Origin of the sequence: Mucilaginibacter antarcticus (assembly GCF_042686155.1) — a bacterium.
Taxonomy (GTDB): Bacteria; Bacteroidota; Bacteroidia; order Sphingobacteriales; family Sphingobacteriaceae; genus Mucilaginibacter; species Mucilaginibacter antarcticus.
In genome coordinates this window covers 1-18,459 of record NZ_JBHUON010000029.1, presented here as the reverse complement: position 1 = coordinate 18,459, position 18,459 = coordinate 1, and the positions used below count along the sequence as shown (strand labels likewise).

At 41.9% G+C, this 18,459-nt stretch carries 17 protein-coding genes; 9 read left to right on the top strand and 8 right to left on the bottom strand.

Annotated elements, in window-relative coordinates; all coding sequences use genetic code 11:
* Positions 1-2 precede the first annotated feature (2 nt).
* Positions 3-1,595 carry a hypothetical protein gene (locus ACFSYC_RS17840; RefSeq protein WP_377130208.1) on the bottom strand — a complete coding sequence of 531 codons (1,593 nt, stop codon included), beginning with the start codon at positions 1,593-1,595 and terminating at the stop codon, positions 3-5.
* Positions 1,596-1,678: 83 nt separating this feature from the next.
* Between ACFSYC_RS17840 and ACFSYC_RS17835 the strand changes: the two genes are divergently transcribed.
* Complete coding sequence (locus ACFSYC_RS17835) at positions 1,679-2,065, top strand: DUF423 domain-containing protein (RefSeq protein ID WP_377130207.1); 387 nt, start codon at positions 1,679-1,681, stop codon at positions 2,063-2,065.
* A 3-nt stretch (positions 2,066-2,068) separates the two neighbouring features.
* Positions 2,069-4,558, top strand: a complete 2,490-nt coding sequence (gene priA / locus ACFSYC_RS17830) for a replication restart helicase PriA (protein WP_377130206.1) — start codon at positions 2,069-2,071, stop codon at positions 4,556-4,558.
* Here the strand turns inward: priA and ACFSYC_RS17825 are convergent, their stop codons facing one another.
* On the bottom strand, positions 4,559-5,131 hold the full coding sequence (locus tag ACFSYC_RS17825) for a hypothetical protein (RefSeq protein ID WP_377130205.1): 573 nt from the start codon (positions 5,129-5,131) through the stop codon (positions 4,559-4,561).
* A 221-nt stretch (positions 5,132-5,352) separates the two neighbouring features.
* Between ACFSYC_RS17825 and ACFSYC_RS17820 the strand changes: the two genes are divergently transcribed.
* Positions 5,353-6,009: a protein-L-isoaspartate(D-aspartate) O-methyltransferase gene (locus tag ACFSYC_RS17820; protein ID WP_377130204.1), complete on the top strand. Its 657-nt coding sequence runs from the start codon at positions 5,353-5,355 to the stop codon at positions 6,007-6,009.
* A 24-nt stretch (positions 6,010-6,033) separates the two neighbouring features.
* Here the strand turns inward: ACFSYC_RS17820 and smpB are convergent, their stop codons facing one another.
* Both smpB and ACFSYC_RS17810 read right to left on the bottom strand, forming a co-directional pair.
* A complete protein-coding gene (smpB, locus tag ACFSYC_RS17815) occupies positions 6,034-6,486 on the bottom strand; it encodes an SsrA-binding protein SmpB (RefSeq protein ID WP_377130203.1) in 453 nt (150 codons plus the stop codon).
* Between the two features lie 85 nt (positions 6,487-6,571).
* Positions 6,572-8,458: an Nramp family divalent metal transporter gene (locus ACFSYC_RS17810; RefSeq protein ID WP_377130202.1), complete on the bottom strand. Its 1,887-nt coding sequence runs from the start codon at positions 8,456-8,458 to the stop codon at positions 6,572-6,574.
* A 307-nt stretch (positions 8,459-8,765) separates the two neighbouring features.
* Here ACFSYC_RS17810 and ACFSYC_RS17805 point away from each other — a divergent pair, with 307 nt between their 5' ends.
* Complete coding sequence (locus ACFSYC_RS17805; RefSeq protein ID WP_377130201.1) at positions 8,766-9,236, top strand: Lrp/AsnC family transcriptional regulator; 471 nt, start codon at positions 8,766-8,768, stop codon at positions 9,234-9,236.
* 65 nt (positions 9,237-9,301) lie between these two features.
* Here the strand turns inward: ACFSYC_RS17805 and ung are convergent, their stop codons facing one another.
* Positions 9,302-9,985, bottom strand: a complete 684-nt coding sequence (gene ung, locus ACFSYC_RS17800) for a uracil-DNA glycosylase (RefSeq protein ID WP_377130200.1) — start codon at positions 9,983-9,985, stop codon at positions 9,302-9,304.
* A gap of 74 nt (positions 9,986-10,059) precedes the next feature.
* Between ung and ACFSYC_RS17795 the strand changes: the two genes are divergently transcribed.
* Positions 10,060-10,611 (top strand): DUF2892 domain-containing protein, encoded by a 552-nt coding sequence (locus ACFSYC_RS17795; protein WP_377130199.1) that lies wholly within the window; start codon positions 10,060-10,062, stop codon positions 10,609-10,611.
* Positions 10,612-10,651: 40 nt separating this feature from the next.
* On the opposite strand, the gene ACFSYC_RS17790 is transcribed toward ACFSYC_RS17795, so the two are convergent.
* Positions 10,652-10,864 (bottom strand): hypothetical protein, encoded by a 213-nt coding sequence (locus ACFSYC_RS17790; RefSeq protein ID WP_377130198.1) that lies wholly within the window; start codon positions 10,862-10,864, stop codon positions 10,652-10,654.
* A 219-nt stretch (positions 10,865-11,083) separates the two neighbouring features.
* Entirely contained in the window at positions 11,084-12,805 is a 1,722-nt protein-coding gene (lysS, locus tag ACFSYC_RS17785; protein WP_377130197.1) for a lysine--tRNA ligase, read from the bottom strand.
* An 80-nt stretch (positions 12,806-12,885) separates the two neighbouring features.
* Between lysS and ACFSYC_RS17780 the strand changes: the two genes are divergently transcribed.
* The 3 genes from ACFSYC_RS17780 (at position 12,886) to ACFSYC_RS17770 (ending at position 15,295) form a co-directional block, all read left to right on the top strand.
* Positions 12,886-13,779 (top strand): helix-turn-helix domain-containing protein, encoded by an 894-nt coding sequence (locus ACFSYC_RS17780; RefSeq protein WP_377130196.1) that lies wholly within the window; start codon positions 12,886-12,888, stop codon positions 13,777-13,779.
* 70 nt (positions 13,780-13,849) lie between these two features.
* Positions 13,850-14,575: an SDR family oxidoreductase gene (locus ACFSYC_RS17775; protein ID WP_377130195.1), complete on the top strand. Its 726-nt coding sequence runs from the start codon at positions 13,850-13,852 to the stop codon at positions 14,573-14,575.
* 36 nt (positions 14,576-14,611) lie between these two features.
* The gene (locus ACFSYC_RS17770) at positions 14,612-15,295 is read left to right on the top strand and encodes an HAD family hydrolase (RefSeq protein ID WP_377130194.1); all 684 of its coding nucleotides are present in this window, start codon (positions 14,612-14,614) and stop codon (positions 15,293-15,295) included.
* Positions 15,296-15,411: 116 nt separating this feature from the next.
* Here ACFSYC_RS17770 and ACFSYC_RS17765 read toward each other — a convergent pair whose 3' ends face one another.
* Positions 15,412-17,322 carry an AMP-dependent synthetase/ligase gene (locus tag ACFSYC_RS17765; RefSeq protein WP_377130193.1) on the bottom strand — a complete coding sequence of 637 codons (1,911 nt, stop codon included), beginning with the start codon at positions 17,320-17,322 and terminating at the stop codon, positions 15,412-15,414.
* 302 nt (positions 17,323-17,624) lie between these two features.
* Here ACFSYC_RS17765 and ACFSYC_RS17760 point away from each other — a divergent pair, with 302 nt between their 5' ends.
* A complete protein-coding gene (locus tag ACFSYC_RS17760; RefSeq protein WP_377130192.1) occupies positions 17,625-18,239 on the top strand; it encodes a nuclear transport factor 2 family protein in 615 nt (204 codons plus the stop codon).
* Positions 18,240-18,459 lie beyond the last annotated feature (220 nt).

Sequence of the window (18,459 nt, the reverse complement as noted above, 5' to 3'; positions counted from 1 at the left end):
AACTATCGAACTTTGCTGGTAGTGTCGGGTTGGTTAAGGCTCAAGCAAAAACTTGTATAAAAATTTTTGTCGGCTGCTACTAGTTGGTATGATGCGGCGTAAAAATTTTTCCAGCCGGTTTCGTCGCATTCAAAATTATTGTAAAAATCATTAGCCAAGTCCCGCTTCAAAATAGGCTGTGCGTTTTTAAAGTTTATATACCAGGCCACGTTACCTCGCTCTGATGTTAACTTATTAAATTGATTATACAGGGGTAACTTGCTCTGAAATTTATGGTTAAGGTAGGTGTCGTTATAGCTTGTAATTTCCGATTCGCTGTTGGCCAATATCAAGTAATTATCAAGGACAATGAACCACGGATGATCGAAATGACTAAAGGCATCGCCTAATAAAAAAAATGGGAGTTTGCGATAGCTTATCTGGCCAATATCAGAAGTAGTCATTTGGCTAATATTGACCATTACAGGTTTAAATGCCGAACCATCGTTAAGGCTAATTATTGCATAATGCTCCTGGTATCGTGTGGTTATTGTCGCAAATTCGTGTCCAAGCGCGTTATTAAATTCAGAAATTAGACTTAATCCTGTTTCGGCTTTCACTTTTGCAAAAAGAGAGTCTTTCTGGCTTTGCAATTTGGCTTTAACTTGCCATGCTGAAAGATCTGTCTTGAACTTTTTAGCATCAGACACGGCGAAGCTCATGCTGTAAGCCGTTGTAGATGGAAAGATGGCTTGTAATTGATTAACAATGGGCTCCTGATTTGCAAACAGGTTAAGATACCCAGCAGGTTGATCATGCTCAATATTTGAAAATCCTGTAAACAGCAAGGCATCGCTTTTAAAATTTAAGTTAAGTGCTGCCTTTGCCGACAGCAGTTTAAAGCTTTTAAAAATTTCAGTGTTTTTATTTTTAAAGACAGTGGCAAACAACATATTTAGTCTGCCGTAATTAATATATAGGTTAGCCAGCGAATTGTTGTTTTGCTGATCTGGTAGGGCCAAAAAATTTGTTTCATCTTTTTTGGGTTGGTAGCGGGCGCTTTGGTCTATGAGTTCCTTAGAGAAACTGGCAATGTAAAGGCCATTAGCCTTGTTAAGCAAATAAAAACGCTTTTTTAACACTCCGGAGTAGATAGAATAGCCGCGTTTGCCATCAATAGTCAACGGCGACACTAAAAGCGTTTTATTTGATTGACCCGGGATCTTATCCAGTTCCTGTGGTTTAAAACCTTTGGCGGCGGTTGCCGTAATTAAAATCTCGACGGTTTTACCTAGTACAGGGTGTAGCGAGATAAAAGTGTTCTGCCCTGTAAAAAACTGTTTTAAAGGGGCAACCGTAAGCAGTTGACGACGCAAAGTATCAAGCTCGCTTATTTGTTTTTGGCCAACTACAGCAGCAAATAATTTATTGCCTGCAAAGATATCGTAAAAGCCATCATCGTTTTTAAACTCAAATACCAGTGCCGCGTCGTCCGGTATGTAGCGCATGGTTTCGCTGGTATGCAGCCCCAGGGTGTTTAAATTCTTAAAATAAGCCACCGTAACAGCAATTACTGCTACAAATAGTACCACGGTGGTTATAATAAGTCGCCTCATAATAGTTTAGCGCAAGTTAGAATATTACATCGGAGCATTCAAGTAATACTTTCAATTGGTTACCTTAGCGTTTTAATCTTTCTATGAACAAATCAATAGTTATTACGGCTGCAATATTGGGCGCCCTGGCAGTTATTACCGGAGCATTTGGCGCGCATGGTTTAAAGGCAAAAATAACGCCCGCACAACTGGATATTTGGCATACCGCAGTGCATTACAATTTTTACCACGTTTTTGCTTTGCTGTTTTTATCGACACTTAAAACTAATAGCGGTTGCCTTACGGCATCATTTTACCTATTTACCGCCGGTATTGTTTTGTTTTCAGGTTCCCTGTACCTATTGGCTTGTCGCGATTTGTTAAATTTAGAAAGCAGCGTAAAGATAATTGGCCCCATAACCCCACTTGGCGGAGTACTATTTATTGCAGGCTGGGTTACACTTGCTTGTGCAGCTATTAGCAGCAAATAAACTATGCTTGAATTTACCGATGGCCAATACACAGACAGAAAGACACTTTTTGTTGAAGTGATCTTACCGTTGGCTATTGCCAAAAACTACACTTACCGGGTTCCGTACGAATTAAATAATTTGATTGCCATTGGCAAAAGGGTGGTGGTACAGTTTGGCAAAAGTAAAATGTATACGGCAGTAGTATGCGCCATTACAGAGCATCCGCCCGAGAAATACGAAGCTAAATATATTTTAGAGATACTTGATGACCGCGCCGTTGTAACCGACAGGCAGTTGCATTTTTGGAAATGGTTGGGCGAGTACTACATGTGTTTTGCTGGCGAGGTAATGAACGCCGCGCTACCATCGGCGCTAAAACTGGCCAGCGAAACCAAAGTGCAGTTGAATAAGGATTTTGAGTATGATAAAACTGCGTTACACGATAAGGAATACCTGATTGTCGAGGCGTTAGAGATACAACCCGAACTTACGATAAGCGACATAGCGAAGTTGTTAAGCCAAAAAACGGTAATGCCGATATTAAAGGGATTATTCGAGAAAAATATTGTCAATATATCCGAAGAAGTAAACGACCGTTACAAACCACGCCGCCGTACCTTTTTAACGCTTAACCCCGCATACCAGGGCCAGGATAATTTAAAGGAGTTATTCGCCATACTTGAAAAGCGCGCGCCCAAACAAGCCGACGCGGTATTAGCCTACATCAAGCTTGCCCGCCAACAAAAAGCGATCTCAAAAACAGAATTGGTTGAAGAAAGCGGAGCAGGCGCATCGAGCATAAATTCGCTGATTGAAAAAGAGGTTTTTATTGCCGAAGAGAAAAACGTAAGCCGCCTTTATTTTGAAGAGGAAGATCTGGATGCCAATTTTGAGTTAAGCGAGCAGCAGCATGGTGCTTTTACATCCATCCAAGATCAGTTTAAGCAAAAGGATGTTGTGCTGTTACATGGTATTACATCATCAGGCAAAACACAGATTTATATCCGCCTGATAGAGGAGATGATGGCACAAGGCAGGCAGGTGCTTTACCTGCTGCCTGAGATTGCGCTTACCACACACATCATAGAGCGCCTTCGAAAATATTTTGGATCGAGCATTGGCGTTTATCACTCGCGATTTAATGATAATGAGCGGGTAGAGGTTTGGCAAAAGGTATTAAATAACGAGTATAAAGTTGTGCTGGGTGCACGCTCAGCTGTTTTTTTGCCGTTTGCTGATTTGGGTTTGATTATAGTTGACGAAGAGCACGAAACATCATACAAACAATTTGATCCGGCCCCGCGCTACAACGCCCGCGACGCTGCTGTGTTTTTAGCCAATATGTATAAAGGCAAAGTTTTGCTCGGCTCGGCTACGCCATCGTTTGAAAGTTACTACAATGCCCGCACCAATAAATATGGTTTTGCCGAAATGACCGAGCGTTACGGCGGCGTACAAATGCCCATCATAGAAGTGGTGAGCATTGCCGAAGAAACCAAGAAGAAAACCATTCAATCGCACTTTACCAGTGTTTTAATGAATGATATTGGCGTCGCGTTAGCAAATAAAGAGCAGGTAATACTTTTTCAAAACAGGAGGGGATACGCCCCGGTGCTGCTTTGTAAAATATGCGCCTACACACCTAAATGCATTAATTGTGATGTTAGCTTAACCTACCATAAACATAGTGGAAAATTGCATTGCCACTACTGTGGTTATAAAGAAGATACGCCCAATATTTGCCCGGCCTGCGGATCAACACATTTAGAATACCGCGGTTTTGGTACCGAAAAGATAGAGGATGAATTAAGCCTGTTGCTACCCGAAACCCGCATTGCCCGTATGGATCTGGATACTACCAGATCGCGCAATGCGCTACAGAATATCCTGAATGATCTGGAAGAAAAAAAGATCGATATACTGGTTGGTACACAAATGGTTGCCAAGGGGCTTGATTTTGCGGACGTTACAGTAATAGGGATTATTAATGCGGATAGTTTGCTAAAATACCCCGATTATCGTGCTAATGAGCGCAGTTTTCAGTTACTGGCGCAGGTAAGCGGCAGGGCAGGCAGGCGCGGCAAACAGGGCAAGGTGGTGATACAAACTTACGACCCATCGCATAGGGTAATAAAGCAGGTGATAGAGAACGATTATTTAGACTTGTATCTTACAGAAATGGAAGAACGGCGTAGCTTTCACTATCCGCCGTTCTATCGCATTATTAACTTAGATATCAAACACAAAAATCCTGAGATACTGCATAACCAGGCAATTTACCTGGGAAACGAGCTGCGTAAGCACTTTGGTGCAGACCGGGTTAATGGTCCGCAAGTGCCACTGGTTAGCCGCATCCGCAATTATTTTATCCAGTCCATCATGTTAAAGTTTGAAAAGGACGGCGTATCTATTAATAAGGTAAAAGCAGGCATTAGGGATATTATCACCCAGTTTCAAACTACCCAATTAAGCAAGGGCAGTATTGTGCAACCGGACGTTGATCCTTATTAATTATTGGCCTGGCTGTATATCTCTAAGATCTATCCTGAAATATTGAAGGTTAGCGCCAACGCCGCACTGATATTTAAAATTAGTTTTGATGAAAGCCATCTTAACTTTAAGGTTGTCTTTCCTATATTTCTCCGGCAGGTTGTTAGGGCTGTAAAAGGTTGTATCAACCTTTAGCAGCCAGCCGCAACCGTCTGCACCGGTTAGGCCGGCATTTATTACCGTAGCTTCTGTAGGCAGCGCAATTGGATCTTTACGTTTAATGTCTAAAATTTCTATCTGTTTCAGTTTGGCGCCCCAGCCACACTGAAAGGTTGTGTTTAACGGGCGGTAACGTACAGTAACTTTCATACCCTGGCCTACCATAAAATCTTCGGGTAGCGTAACCGGGCTGTATTCTTTGGTGCTGTCAATCCGAAGAAACCAACCACAGCCGTCAAGCGCAATCGGGCCCGAATTGTAAATTTTAGCTTCGGCGGTATACACATCCTTATCTGTTTTTTTGCAAAGCGAGAAGGTAAGCACTACTAACAGGCCTATGATAATTAGCAGACAAGAGATAATTGGTTTTTTCATAATGAGATGTGAGTTTGGAATTTAGCTGTTTTATAATGGGCGCGTTACACTAGCTTGTTATATGTTGATTAAACGGTACTGCTTAAAGCTTCGCTACATTGGTACCCCTTTAATCTGTAAAGAAATTAATTTGTTAGCAATCAGGCTACCGCGATCTTTTTTGAGGCATGGATGGCTCATTGCCTTAAAACAACCCTGTTTTTGTATAACTTTACGCTATAATGGCTTATAAGTATATTGATAATTACCGCGAGCAAGGTGCCCGCAAAAAACTGGTAGAAGAGTTACGAAAAAAAGGAATTGAGGACGAAGCGGTGCTTAAAGCCATTGGTAAAGTTACCCGCCACTTTTTTTTCGACGAAACTTTTTGGAACCAGGCTTATAAAGACATTGCATTCCCGATAGGCGAGGGGCAAACTATTTCGCAGCCCTATACCGTTGCTTATCAAACTGAATTGCTCCACATTAAAAAAGGCGATAAGGTGTTGGAAATTGGCACCGGGTGTGGCTATCAAACTTGTGTGTTGATGGAGGTAGGGGCCAAAGTTTATAGCATAGAAAGACAGGAGAAACTCTACGAACGCACCAGGCTGCTGTTACCCCGCATGGGTTATAAAGCTAACTTTTTTTTAGGCGATGGCTCAAAAGGTATTGCCAGCCATGCACCTTATAATAAGATCATAGTAACCGCCGGTGCACCTACGGTACCCGAGATACTGTTAAGCCAATTGAATATTGGCGGTACTTTAGTTATCCCGGTTGGCGACGAAAACTCTCAAAAAATGGTAACCATACTAAAAACCGGCGAACATGACTACGAAAAGCATGTGCTGGACACTTTTAGGTTTGTGCCGTTGGTAGGAGAGAGAGCCTGGTAGTTGATTCCGGGTATCCGACATCAACTATCTTTTCATCGCTCTATCCATTTCCACTTTAGTATCGCGCTCTTTCAGCGTTTCGCGTTTATCGAAGGTCTTTTTACCTTGCGCCAGTGCTATTTCGATCTTGGCAAATCCGCGCTCGCTAATAAAAATTGCCAGCGGTACAATGGTTAATCCCTTTTCTTCGCCGCGGGTGAGTAATTTTTTAAGCTCATTTTTATTCAGAAGCAGCACACGGTCGCGTTTGGCTTCGTGGTTGTAAAACGAGCCGAAGGTATATTCGGCAATGTGAAGGTTGCGGATATAAAGTTGCCCGCCTATGAAAGTGCAAAAGGCATCGTTAATGTTCGCCTTATTAGCGCGTATCGACTTAATTTCTGTACCCAGCAGTTTCACCCCGGCCACATATTTATCCAGGATGGTATATTCAAAGTATGCTTTTTTATTCTTTATATATATTCTATCGTCGCTCATGGGGCTACAAAAGTAAGTAAAGTGATTGGTTATTGGTTAATCAGTTATTAGCCATCATGACTAATCGCAATCACTAATTAACTAATCACTTGCCAAATGGTTTCACTACCAACACAGGCACATTCACCATATGCCTAACCTTATTTACCGTGGTGCCAAATATCAGATCTTTAAATGCCTTGTGGCCGTGCGAACCCATCACGATGAAGTCTATTTTTTCTTTGTTTACGATGTCGGCTATTGCAATAGCAGCTATACCGTAGCCAATCTTTGCTTCGGCTTTATAGCCAAGTTTTATTAGCGCACTTATATACTGATCAAGATTATCTACGTCGCTTTGTGTTTCGTGGTCAAGCACTTCGCCACCATAATAACGTGCGCCGGCCGTTTCAACCACGTGGATAAGTGAGTAGGTGGCCTTTTTCCCTCCCTGCATTATGGCATGGCGTAAGGAGTTAGTGTCGTTCTTTGAAAAATCAATACTAACGCCAATGTGATGATATTCTATCGCGCCCAGATCGCCTAATTGGCTGGCTATGCCATGTGGGATATATATAGGCTGGTCTTTATGTTTAAATAACCATGGCCTGAGCGTAATATACAGCAATAACAATACTATGCCGCCAACTATGGGTAAAACTACCACGTATACCCAAAAGGCGCTTTGCGGTGCTGCCTGTATCCAACTGTTTACCTGTTCGTACACCAGCTTTGCATTTAGGCCTACAATAATCAACGCACTTGCCCAGGCGCCAATTTTTACAAGGGTCCCAATGGCAAAGTTGCCCATCTTCTTTTTATCAGACGTAAAGTGAATTAAAGGTATAACTGCGAAACCCAACTGCAAGCTCAGTACCACCTGGCTTAGAATAATCAGGTCACCTAAGCCCTCATCACCAAAATGCAGGATGGTAAATACAGCGGGAACAATAGCTAGTGCCCGTGTAAGCAAACGGCGCAACCAAGGCTCAATGCGCAGGTTAATATGGCCCTCCATTACTATTTGACCGGCTAATGTGCCTGTTATGGTAGAGCTTTGCCCTGCAGCTATCAAAGCAACTGCAAAGAGCACCGGCGCTGTTTTGCCAAATATGTTTTCAAGCAAACGGTAAGCATCCTGGATTTCGGCTATTTGGAAGTATCCATTTTTAAAGAAGGCACTGGCAGCTAATATCAAAATAGCCGCATTAACCAAAAACGCCAGGTTAAGCGCTATAACGGTATCAAACATATTGAATTTGATAGCCGTTTTGATCCCGGCATCCGTACGTGTTATTTGCCGTGTTTGTACCAATGATGAGTGTAAATACAAGTTATGCGGCATTACCGTTGCACCGATAATACCTATGGCAATATATAAGGCATTACCTGTTAAATTACTTGGGATAAAGCCCAAAGCAACCTCCTTTATATCCGGCTGTACAATAAACATCTCTACCAAAAACGAGAGGCCCACAATAAATATCATCGAAACAATAAAGGCTTCAAGCTTGCGCATGCCCTTGTTCATTAAAAAGAGCATCAGCAGCGTATCGGTTATGGTTAATGAAACGCCCCATATTAACGGAAGGCCGAATAATAGGTTTAAGCCTATGGCCATCCCAATAATCTCCGCCAAATCGCAGGCTATAATAGCTATTTGCGCTAATATATATAGCCAAAAGTTTACAAATGGCGGATAGGTTATTCTTGATGCCTGGGCGAGGTCAAGCCCACGTACAATGCCTAAACGGGCGCTTAATGATTGTAGCAGCAGGGCTATAAGGTTTGACGCCAGTAGTACCCAAATTAGTTTGTACCCAAAAGCGCTGCCGCCGGCAATGTCAGTAGCCCAGTTGCCGGGGTCCATATAACCAACGCTTACCAGGTAGGCAGGGCCTATAAACGCCAGGATCTTTTTCCAGCCGGTTTTATTTTCAGTGCTTACCGAACTGTGTATATCGCCTAATGATTCTGTATGTTTTTTGCTCATATAGCGATCAGTGTCTTTTTAGCCACTTTGCGGCGTATGTATGTGGTTAAGTCAACCTGTGATATCATGGAACGGTCGTAATCAAATATATCTTTCAATCCTTACACTCATAAACGCTGAAGGTCTTCATTTGGTTTTGGCACACTGCGCACTCTTCGTGCTTTTATAATTGTCCTATTACTTTACTTAAACAAATCTAATTAAAGTTTTTAGACTTGTCTAATATATGATCTTAAAAATAATATTTTCCCATACTTGATTATGAAGAATATAATTTTGTAATTTGTATGAATTTTATAAATTAATTATGGCAGCAGAATTAGATAGGATAGACCTTCAGATACTCAAGACGTTACAAGAAAACGGAAGGATAACGAACCTTCAGCTTTCTACCGAAATTGGCCTGTCGCCGGCACCCACATTAGAGCGTGTACGCAAGCTTGAAAATGCCGCATACATTAAAAGCTACCACGCGTTAGTTGACGAGGAGAAGTTGGGACTGGGGATTAAAACTTTTATACAGATATCGCTGGATTTTCATCAAAAAGATACGATACATACCTTTATTAGCGAGATACAGCAAATTAAAGAAGTGACTGAGTGCCACCACGTAACCGGCCAGTGCGACTTTTTGCTGAAAGTTTATGTACGTGACATCAAATCGTACGAGCAATTGATCATGGAAAAGATTAGCCGCATCAGCGTGGTTAAAACTTTTCAAACCATGATGATCATGTCTACCAGTAAAAAAGAGCCAATAGTTCCGTTGGAGTATTAGTACCCTCGGCGAAGATTAAAGATTAGTGGTTAAGAGCCGACTTACTAATCTTTAATCTTCAATAATTAATCTATAATAGACCAATCAATCCCTTTATCGCCTCGTTGCTCCAGGTAAGCATTTGTTTTAGAGAAAGGCTTTGAACCGAAAAATCCGCCGCGGCTTACCGCAAGCGGCGATGGGTGCGTTGATTTGATAATCAGATGTTTGGTGTCATCTATCAATACCGCTTTTGATTGCGCGTAATTACCCCACAAAATAAAAACAACACCTTCTTTCTTGTCTGATATAGTTTTTATCACCGTATCAGTAAATTGTTCCCATCCCTTTTTCTGATGCGAACCGGCATTTGCTGCCTGTACAGTTAGCGTCGCATTTAATAAAAGTACACCTTGTTCAGCCCAGTGGGTCAAGTCGCCTGTCCTGGGTATGATAAATCCCGGAATGTCAGTGGCTAGTTCTTTGTAAATGTTTTTAAGTGAGGGTGGTACATCAACCCCTTTTTGTACCGAAAACGATAACCCATGTGCCTGGTTAGGGCCGTGATAAGGATCTTGCCCCAGTATAACCACTTTTACATCACTAAAAGGAGTTTTGGTAAATGCGTTAAATATATCTGAGCCTTTGGGGTATATGGTTTTGCCGGCATGCTTTTCATCTTTTAAAAATTGCTTAAGTTTAAGCATGTAATCTTTATCAAATTCGCTGCTTAAAACCTTAAGCCATGAGGCTTCTAACTCAATTGCCATAAATATTTATGAAGTGTTGGTTAAGAGTACAAATAAACGGATATTTGCACTTCTAATTTATACGATAACAAATTATGTCAAATATAGTTCGGCTTATTGCAGCCTGCGTTTTTTTTGGTGCCGCCATTGCACTTTGTGTGTTTAGTTTTTGGGGATGGGGGATATTGGTGCTGCTGTTAGGTGGTATAGTACTGTTATCGTTTTTCTTTAACGAAAACATGATCATTGCTCAATACTTTCTGCGTAAAGAGAATACTGAAAAATCTGAAGTTTGGTTATTAAAAGTTACTGATTACGAAAAGCAACTGCACAAAAACCAACACGGTTATTATAACTTGTTGATAGGTTTGATCGAATCGCGTAAAGCGCCGCTAAAGTCAGAGAAATATTTTAAAAAGGCGCTTTCTTTGGGGATGAATATGTCGCACAATACAGCTCTTGCCAAATTAAGCCTGGCAGGCATAGCAATGGCTAAACGCAACAAGCGCGAAGCCACTATGTATTTACAGGAAGCCGGTAAGGATGATAAAAATAAGTTACTTGCTGATCAGATAAAAATGATGAAACAGCAAATGGCGCAAATGGACAAGCAAGTAGTTAAAGGCGGGTATCGCCAACAATTTTAAGAGATCAATAAATAGTCTTTAAAACACTAAGTTTTAAAGGCTATTTATCTTCAATAGAACTGAAATAATCAGGCTCAGACTGGTGACTTTTATTATAGCTGATGTTTCTGTCAGGTGTCTCCAGATAACCTTCTACTGGGTCGGCCACCTCAACAATCTGCAACAAGCTTCTGATAAACGACAGGTTGAAATTGGATCTGTTCAATTTAATCAGGTATTCGTTTTCTGTAATTTCTAATACGGAATTAGTCATAACTTTAGCATTAAATGTGTGTTTGTAAACTTACGCAACACATTGAATGCCAAAGTTTCTAGAAGTTTATTTTTATATTAAAGAATTGTTAATAACGGATGTGGAAAACCCGATCAGAGATAATGGGGATAACAATAGTATTAGCTTTTGAACCTAAAAATGTTTTTTTAAGTCCAAAAGTTTAATACCAATTTAACCCTAGGTTTTGGAGATATCAACCTATTCAAACCAAGCCATCACCACTTCTTTTACAGGCATAGTGATTTCCAATTTCAATTTTTTACGTATTCCGCCCAAATCATTAAACACTTTGTTTGGGTTTCCGGCCTTAAGTTCTTCAATAGTGTTAAAGCCCATTTTATTTAATACGGCGACCCACTCGGCAGGTACGCCTACTTTAATGAAATCATCGGCAGTAGCTACCTTAACTTTCTTTTCAGCGCGCATTTGCGGGAAGAATAGTACTTCCTGGATCGTAGTTTGATTGGTCATTAGCATTACCAAACGATCAATACCAATGCCCAGGCCTGATGTTGGCGGCATGCCATACTCTAACGCTCGCAAAAAGTCATCATCCATTGCCATTGCCTCGTCATCACCGCGGCCTGCCAATACTAATTGATCTTCAAAACGTTCGCGCTGGTCTATGGGGTCGTTTAGCTCAGAGTAGGCGTTACCAATTTCTTTACCGTTAACAAACAGTTCAAAACGCTCTACCAAACCTTCTTTACTACGGTGCTTTTTAGCAAGCGGGGTCATCTCGATAGGGTAGTCGGTAATGTATGTTGGCTGAATTAGGTTTGCTTCAACTTTAGCGCTAAAGATCTCGTCAACCAGTTTGCCTTTACCCATACTGGCATCAGTCTCGATACTTAACCCTGCGCATACTTCGCGCAGGCCCACTTCGTCCATTGCAGACACATCAATACCTGTATATTTCTCTATCGACTCATACATGGTTAACTTCTCGTACGGGCCGGCAAAGTTTATTTTATGCTGACCAACCTGTACCTCAGTAACACCGTGTACGGCTTTGGCAACAGTCTCTAGACAGTCCTCAACCATCGCCATCATCCAAACATAGTCTTTGTAGGCTACGTAAATCTCCATAGCAGTGTACTCCGGATTGTGTGTGCGGTCCATGCCCTCGTTACGGAACATTTTACCAAACTCATAAACACCATCAAATCCCGCTACGATAAGGCGCTTTAGATACAATTCGTTAGCTATGCGCAAGTAAAGCGGCATATCCAAAGTGTTATGATGTGTGTTAAACGGACGCGCCGCTGCACCGCCGTGTATAGCTTGCAGTATAGGGGTTTCAACCTCCATCCAGCCTTGCGCGTTAAAATAATTACGCATGGTGCTAATCACTTTTGAGCGATTGATGAAGATCTGTTTAAACTCCGGATTGACCGTCAAATCAACATAACGCTGGCGGTAACGTAACTCGGGGTCGGTAAAACCATCGTGTATATTGCCTTCCTCATCGCGTTTAACTATAGGTAATGGTTTTAATGATTTTGAAAGGATAGTTAGCGCTTGGACATGTATAGATATCTCGCCGGTTTGGGTAAAAAATACGTAGCCTTTAATGCCTACGTAGTCGCCAATATCCAGCAATTTTTTAAATACGGTGTTGTATAAAGTTTTGTCTTCGTCAGGGCAAATATCATCGCGTTTAAGATAAATCTGCATCCGGCCGGTGCTGTCCTGTATTTCAGCAAATGATGCACTGCCCATAATACGACGGGTCATGATACGGCCCGCGATAGTTACTTCTTTGTAACTATCTGGCTTATCCTTGAAATTATCGGTGATATCTTGTGCCGTGTTGGTAACCTTATATTCTTCGGCAGGATAGGGGTTAATACCAAGTTCGCGCAGTTGTTTAAGTGATTCGCGGCGAATAATTTCCTGTTCGGATAATGCAATACTCATGTTTTGTAACGATATTTTATTGAAGGTGCAAAAATAGGATTTTTTCCGGTTGTCTGTTACGTTTAGCTTAACTTTGAATTATGTACGCTATCGATACCGAAATTGTGATTCCCAAATATTCGTTGGCCGCTGATCTGGTTACGGGCAGTACACTATTTGCTATTAATAAAATTGCCAACGCCACCAACTACCTGCGTAAAGATTTTTTGACGCCGCACCGTAAAGATTATTATTTCTGGGCGTTTGTTAAACAGGGCAGCAGCAGGCATTGGATAGATATGAAGCCTTATACTTTACAGCCCAATACTTTCTACTTTACCATACCGCATCAAGTACATCTAAAAGAAGATACCTCGCCATTAACAGCAATCAGCTTAGGCTTTACAGAGGAGTTTTTAACGCTCGAAGAAAACAGTTTTTTGCGCCAGCTGCCCATCATTCAAAATCAAAACAATGGGCACGAGTTAAATTTGAGCGATGCTGATGTAACGTTTATTGAAGATATGCTGGAAAAGATCTACCAGGAGAATCAAACGCATAACACTTGGCAGCATAGCATGGTAATAGGCTACCTGCGGATATTGATGATATACCTGAGCCGTTTATATACCGAACAGTTTAATGAAGCAGGCGCTCTCCCTGACCGCGTTTTGTTGAAACGTTACCTTACAAAAATAGAAGAGAATTATCAGCAACAGCATGACGTAGCCACTTATGCAGACATGTTGAACCTTTCCGCTGGGCATTTAAGTGAAGTGGTGAAAGAGCAAAGCGGAAAACCCGCTATCGTTCACATCCATGAGCGACTGATATTAGAAACAAAGCGCCTGCTATTTCATACTGATCACTCTATTAAAGAAATTGCTTTCAGGCTGGGCTTTGAGGAAGCATCTTACTTTAACCGTTTCTTTAAACGTATAGTAGGCGATACGCCGGTTAGTTACAGAACCACCATCCGCGAAATGTATCATTGAAACCTTTAGGAGTGAAGTGTCAATGTGATTTTGGTAGATACTTTTGTATCGACTTAAAAAAACAACTAACATGAAAAAAGTATTAATAACCGGAGCCAATAAAAGTATCGGCCTTGAAACCGCAAAACAACTATTACAACAAGGCTACTTTGTTTACCTGGGCAGCCGCGACAAGGCAAATGGTGAAGAAGCCGTAGCGCAATTAAAAGCCGAAGGTTTAAACAATGTCCAATTGTTGCAAATCGACGTTAGCAACCCGGAATCTGTTGCGCTTGCCGCTACACAAATCAAGGAATTGGACGTCTTGATTAATAATGCCGGTATTTTAGGCGCTTGGGAACAAGCTCCAAGCACAGCACCATTGTCATTAATAAAAGACGTTTTTGAGACTAACTTTTTTGGAGCGATAAGTGTGACGCAAAGTGTTATAGATGTTCTGAAAAAATCAGTCGCGCCCAGAATTGTGAATGTAACATCCGGCTTGGGGTCATTGACGTTGCACAGCGATCCGGCCTGGAAGTTTTATCAGGTTAAGGGTGCAGCTTATGGTCCTTCTAAAACTGCCCTGAACGCTTATACGGTCCATTTGGCGTATGAAATGAAAGATACTGCGTTTAAAATAAATGCCGTGGACCCAGGTTACACAAAAACGGATTTTAACCACCATAATGGACTGGGCTCGGTTGAAGCCGCTGCAGCAATAATAGTAAAATATGCTACCCTCGGTCAAGACGGCCCCACAGGAAAGTTCTACAGTAATGATATTGAAACTGCGGATCAGGAAAGCCCCTGGTAACTTTTGGTTATAAGTTAAGTTTGATACCTTTACGTTATGAACGTAAAGGTTATCGCTTTTGATGCTGACGACACGCTGTGGGTAAATGAGCCCTATTTCAGAGCATCTGAAGAAGCGTTTTGTACCTTATTAAGCGAATTTCTGCCGCGGCATGAACTAGAGCGTGAGCTGCTTAAAACCGAAATAGGAAACCTTAACTTATACGGCTATGGCATAAAAGGTTTTATACTGTCCATGATTGAAACCGCGATGGTTGCCACCAATAATATGATCAGCGCTAAAACCATCGGCGAGATTATGGACCTGGGTAAGGCCATGCTTAACCAGCCTATTGAATTGTTAGATGGGGTAGAAGAAGTACTGGCTGAGTTAAAAGGCAAGTACCGCCTGGTAGTTGCCACCAAAGGCGATCTGTTAGATCAGGAGCGTAAACTCAAGAAATCGAACCTTAACGGGTACTTTCACCACGTAGAGGTAATGTCAGAAAAAGACGATGCCAACTACCTTAAACTCATCAAACACCTCGACATCCGCCCAAGCGAATTGCTGATGATCGGTAACTCGCTAAAAAGCGATGTGCTGCCGGTACTTAACATTGGCGGCTATGCTATCCACGTACCCTACCATATAACCTGGGCGCATGAGGAAATTGAACACAGTATTGATAGTGGGATGTTTAGGAGCGTAGAGCGTATAAAGGATGTGTTGGCGTTTTTGTAGATTAAAATAAGCTGTGTCATTGCGAGCGAGGAATGAGCGTGGCAATCGCACACTTAGAGGTCTGCACTTTCCTCCGTGCGATTGCCACGCTACGCTCGCAATGACAATGGAACTATTTAATCCGCTTCACCGCTCCCCGCGTATAACTCTTCAATCGCGTCCGCGTATTTCTTTTCAATAATCTTGCGTTTTGGTTTCATGGTTGGGGTAATCTCGCCATCTTCCATGCTGAAGGGTTTGCGTTTGATCTTGAAGTTTTTTATGCGCTCAAACTTGGCTAACTCATTTGATAGTTTGCGAATATCAGCGTTTAACCAGTCTTTGATCTCCTTATTATCAATAAACGGATCAGCTTCTTCAAAAAAGGCTTCTGTTAAGCCAAACTGTTCTTGCAAGGCGTCTTTTGCCGGGATGATGAAAGCGGTTATATACTCTTGCTTATCGCCAAGTAAAAATACGCCTTCAATTTTAGGGCTTTTAAGGTAGGTATTCTCCACCGGGTTAGGGTATATGTTTTTGCCGTAGGCATTAACTAACATGTTTTTAAGGCGGTCGGTAATTTGCAGGTTACCCTTAAAAAATCTGCCTATGTCGCCGGTATGAAGCCAGCCGTCTTTATCAATAGTGGCAGCTGTTTCTTCAGGCTTGTTTAAGTAGCCTTTCATTACGCCATGCCCGCGTGTAATGATCTCGCCCTCTTCAGACTGAAAGCTTTCTTTAAACGACTCGTGCGTTTGCACTGTGTAAATTTCTTTAGTATCAATATTTTGGATAGCCACTTCAATACCCGGCACAATGCGGCCTACGGTGCCATATATTTGACGGTGAACTTCGGTAACAGCCATCACCGGGGATGTTTCTGTAAGGCCAAAGCCCTCCAATACTTTTATGCCCAAATCGCCAAAAAACTCGCCAATATTTTTAGGTAGCGCACCACCGCCCGATAGCATAATTTTTAAATTACCACCGGTACGCTCTTTAATTTTGCTGAACACCAGTTTTTCTGCAAGCGCATGTTTAGCATTCAAAATCAATCCTGATTTTTTATCATCCTCATTAGCTATGCGGTAATCTTTACCAACCTCAAGCGCCCACAAGAATATTTTAGATTTGACTCCGCCGGCGCTGGTGCCGTTCTTCATGGCGCGGTCATGGATGCGCTCCAGCAATCGCGGAACGCAGTTCATAACGTTGGGCCTAACCTCGCCCATATTTTTGGCTAACAGTTCCAAACTTTGCGCAAAGGCAATCTTAGCACCGGAGTACAGGCAAACATGGTAAGTTGCCGTACGCTCAAATACGTGCGAGAGCGGCAGGAAAGATAAGAACGTATCAGTTTTTTCAATAATCGGTATCTGGATCAATGAAACTCGAACATTCTCGACTAAATTATGGTGGGTAAGCATCACACCCTTTGGTATACCTGTGGTGCCGGAGGTGTAAATCAAGCAAGATAGATCTGATGGGATAATGGCTTCGCGGGCTATATTAATAGCCTGACGATATGCTGGAATTAACCGCCTGCCCTCTTCAATCAAAGCACCCAATCCTATCAATCCAGCTTTTAATTTTGATTTCTCTTTGTGTCTATCAACCTTGTCGCAGGCAATAATGCGAATGAGCTCCGGACAATTATCGGCTATTTTAATAACCTTGCGAAACAAGAATGGGTTACCAACCAAAATGGTTTTAGCACCCGAATCGTTTAGTATATATTCAATTTCGTTTTCGCTAAGCGTAGGGTATATGGAGGTGTTTACGCCGCCAATTTGTTGCAGCGCCTGGTCGTAATAAATATAATCCGGCCCGTTTTCCATTAAAAGTGCCAGTCGGTCGCCTTTTTTTATGCCGATGCTCAAAAACCAGACTGATATGGCGTCGATCTTTTCCAATGCTTCACGATAACTAATATTAATCCAGGTTTCATCAACTTTATGGCTCATAAAAGTTTGCGTATCCGGATGGATATGTTTTACCAAATAACGTATCAGGCTGGGTACGGTGCCGCGCTCAGGTGTTGGATTCATAACAGGATAATCGGTTTTTTAAGGATAACAAAGCTAGTTTATTTATAATAATTTCTCCGATTGAATTTGATTTCACCGATTTTCAAAACTCAAGGCATTGCGTTTTGAAAATCGGTTTTTTGCTATCTTTAAACCATAATTACTATCATCACATACTCAGTTTAAGGGCCGCTTACGGCACACCTGTTTAATGCAGGTTATTAGCTACGCCATATCCTGGTGCAGCATTTTTATTGCATAACATTAAATTATAATGGCCAGCCTGCTCTTGCAGGGCATCGCCTTAAAAACATATGGACAGTATGGAAAATATATTATCCAATAAAGCTATTATAGCTCAATTTTATAAACAAGTAGTAGGCAAGCGAGATACTACATTGATTTATTTATTAGTTCGCGAAGATTATATACAACATAGCCCAGCAGGCAAAGACGGGCGCGCAGCATTGATAGAAATGATTGCGTTTTTAAAAACCTTACCACCATCAACAGAAACGCAGTCACCAGTAAAAATGATTATAGAAGAAGGCGATATGGTTGCCGGACTTTTAGATATCAAGTTTATGGGTAAGCGCATGCTGGTGATAGACCTGTTCAGGTTGCAGAACGGCATGCTTGCCGAACATTGGGACGCGGTGCAGGAAGTAGGCGATGATTTTGTTTTAGACAAGATTGTGGCCGACGATGCTGAGGATGTAAACGCCAGTAAGGCATTCGTTGCTGCCCGCCCGGGTATGAACGCCAAACGGATAATAGGAGAGGGTGATGTCGTCGTCACACAATCAGCTATAGCAGAGGATGGGAAGAGTTTTGCTTCGTATGATATCTTTAAGGTGGTAAATGGAACCATTGCCAATCATTACAGCATCAAACAAGCGGCGCCAGATGTGATGATGCATGATAATGGGATGATTTAGCGTAAACACCATCTGTAAGTTCGAAACGTAGTGAGAAATCTTATGCATGCGACTAAGCCAGGTGTAGAGGATTCTTTTCTAACGCTTAGAATGACAACGGGGGAAAACAGAAAAGGCGCTCATAGCCACGAATGGTCGGAAGAAATTCCGACCATTTTTATGTTTTGAAAAACAAACCCGGGTCTCCGCCGCATTGCACAACGATCAGGGCTATAGCGAG

Coding starts and splice junctions, on each gene's coding strand:
- ACFSYC_RS17840 (WP_377130208.1), bottom strand. CDS start 1,595: ATGAGGCGACTTATTATAACCACCGTGGTACTATTTGTAGCAGTAATT.
- ACFSYC_RS17835 (WP_377130207.1), top strand. CDS start 1,679: ATGAACAAATCAATAGTTATTACGGCTGCAATATTGGGCGCCCTGGCA.
- priA (WP_377130206.1), top strand. CDS start 2,069: ATGCTTGAATTTACCGATGGCCAATACACAGACAGAAAGACACTTTTT.
- ACFSYC_RS17825 (WP_377130205.1), bottom strand. CDS start 5,131: ATGAAAAAACCAATTATCTCTTGTCTGCTAATTATCATAGGCCTGTTA.
- ACFSYC_RS17820 (WP_377130204.1), top strand. CDS start 5,353: ATGGCTTATAAGTATATTGATAATTACCGCGAGCAAGGTGCCCGCAAA.
- smpB (WP_377130203.1), bottom strand. CDS start 6,486: ATGAGCGACGATAGAATATATATAAAGAATAAAAAAGCATACTTTGAA.
- ACFSYC_RS17810 (WP_377130202.1), bottom strand. CDS start 8,458: ATGAGCAAAAAACATACAGAATCATTAGGCGATATACACAGTTCGGTA.
- ACFSYC_RS17805 (WP_377130201.1), top strand. CDS start 8,766: ATGGCAGCAGAATTAGATAGGATAGACCTTCAGATACTCAAGACGTTA.
- ung (WP_377130200.1), bottom strand. CDS start 9,985: ATGGCAATTGAGTTAGAAGCCTCATGGCTTAAGGTTTTAAGCAGCGAA.
- ACFSYC_RS17795 (WP_377130199.1), top strand. CDS start 10,060: ATGTCAAATATAGTTCGGCTTATTGCAGCCTGCGTTTTTTTTGGTGCC.
- ACFSYC_RS17790 (WP_377130198.1), bottom strand. CDS start 10,864: ATGACTAATTCCGTATTAGAAATTACAGAAAACGAATACCTGATTAAA.
- lysS (WP_377130197.1), bottom strand. CDS start 12,805: ATGAGTATTGCATTATCCGAACAGGAAATTATTCGCCGCGAATCACTT.
- ACFSYC_RS17780 (WP_377130196.1), top strand. CDS start 12,886: ATGTACGCTATCGATACCGAAATTGTGATTCCCAAATATTCGTTGGCC.
- ACFSYC_RS17775 (WP_377130195.1), top strand. CDS start 13,850: ATGAAAAAAGTATTAATAACCGGAGCCAATAAAAGTATCGGCCTTGAA.
- ACFSYC_RS17770 (WP_377130194.1), top strand. CDS start 14,612: ATGAACGTAAAGGTTATCGCTTTTGATGCTGACGACACGCTGTGGGTA.
- ACFSYC_RS17765 (WP_377130193.1), bottom strand. CDS start 17,322: ATGAATCCAACACCTGAGCGCGGCACCGTACCCAGCCTGATACGTTAT.
- ACFSYC_RS17760 (WP_377130192.1), top strand. CDS start 17,625: ATGGAAAATATATTATCCAATAAAGCTATTATAGCTCAATTTTATAAA.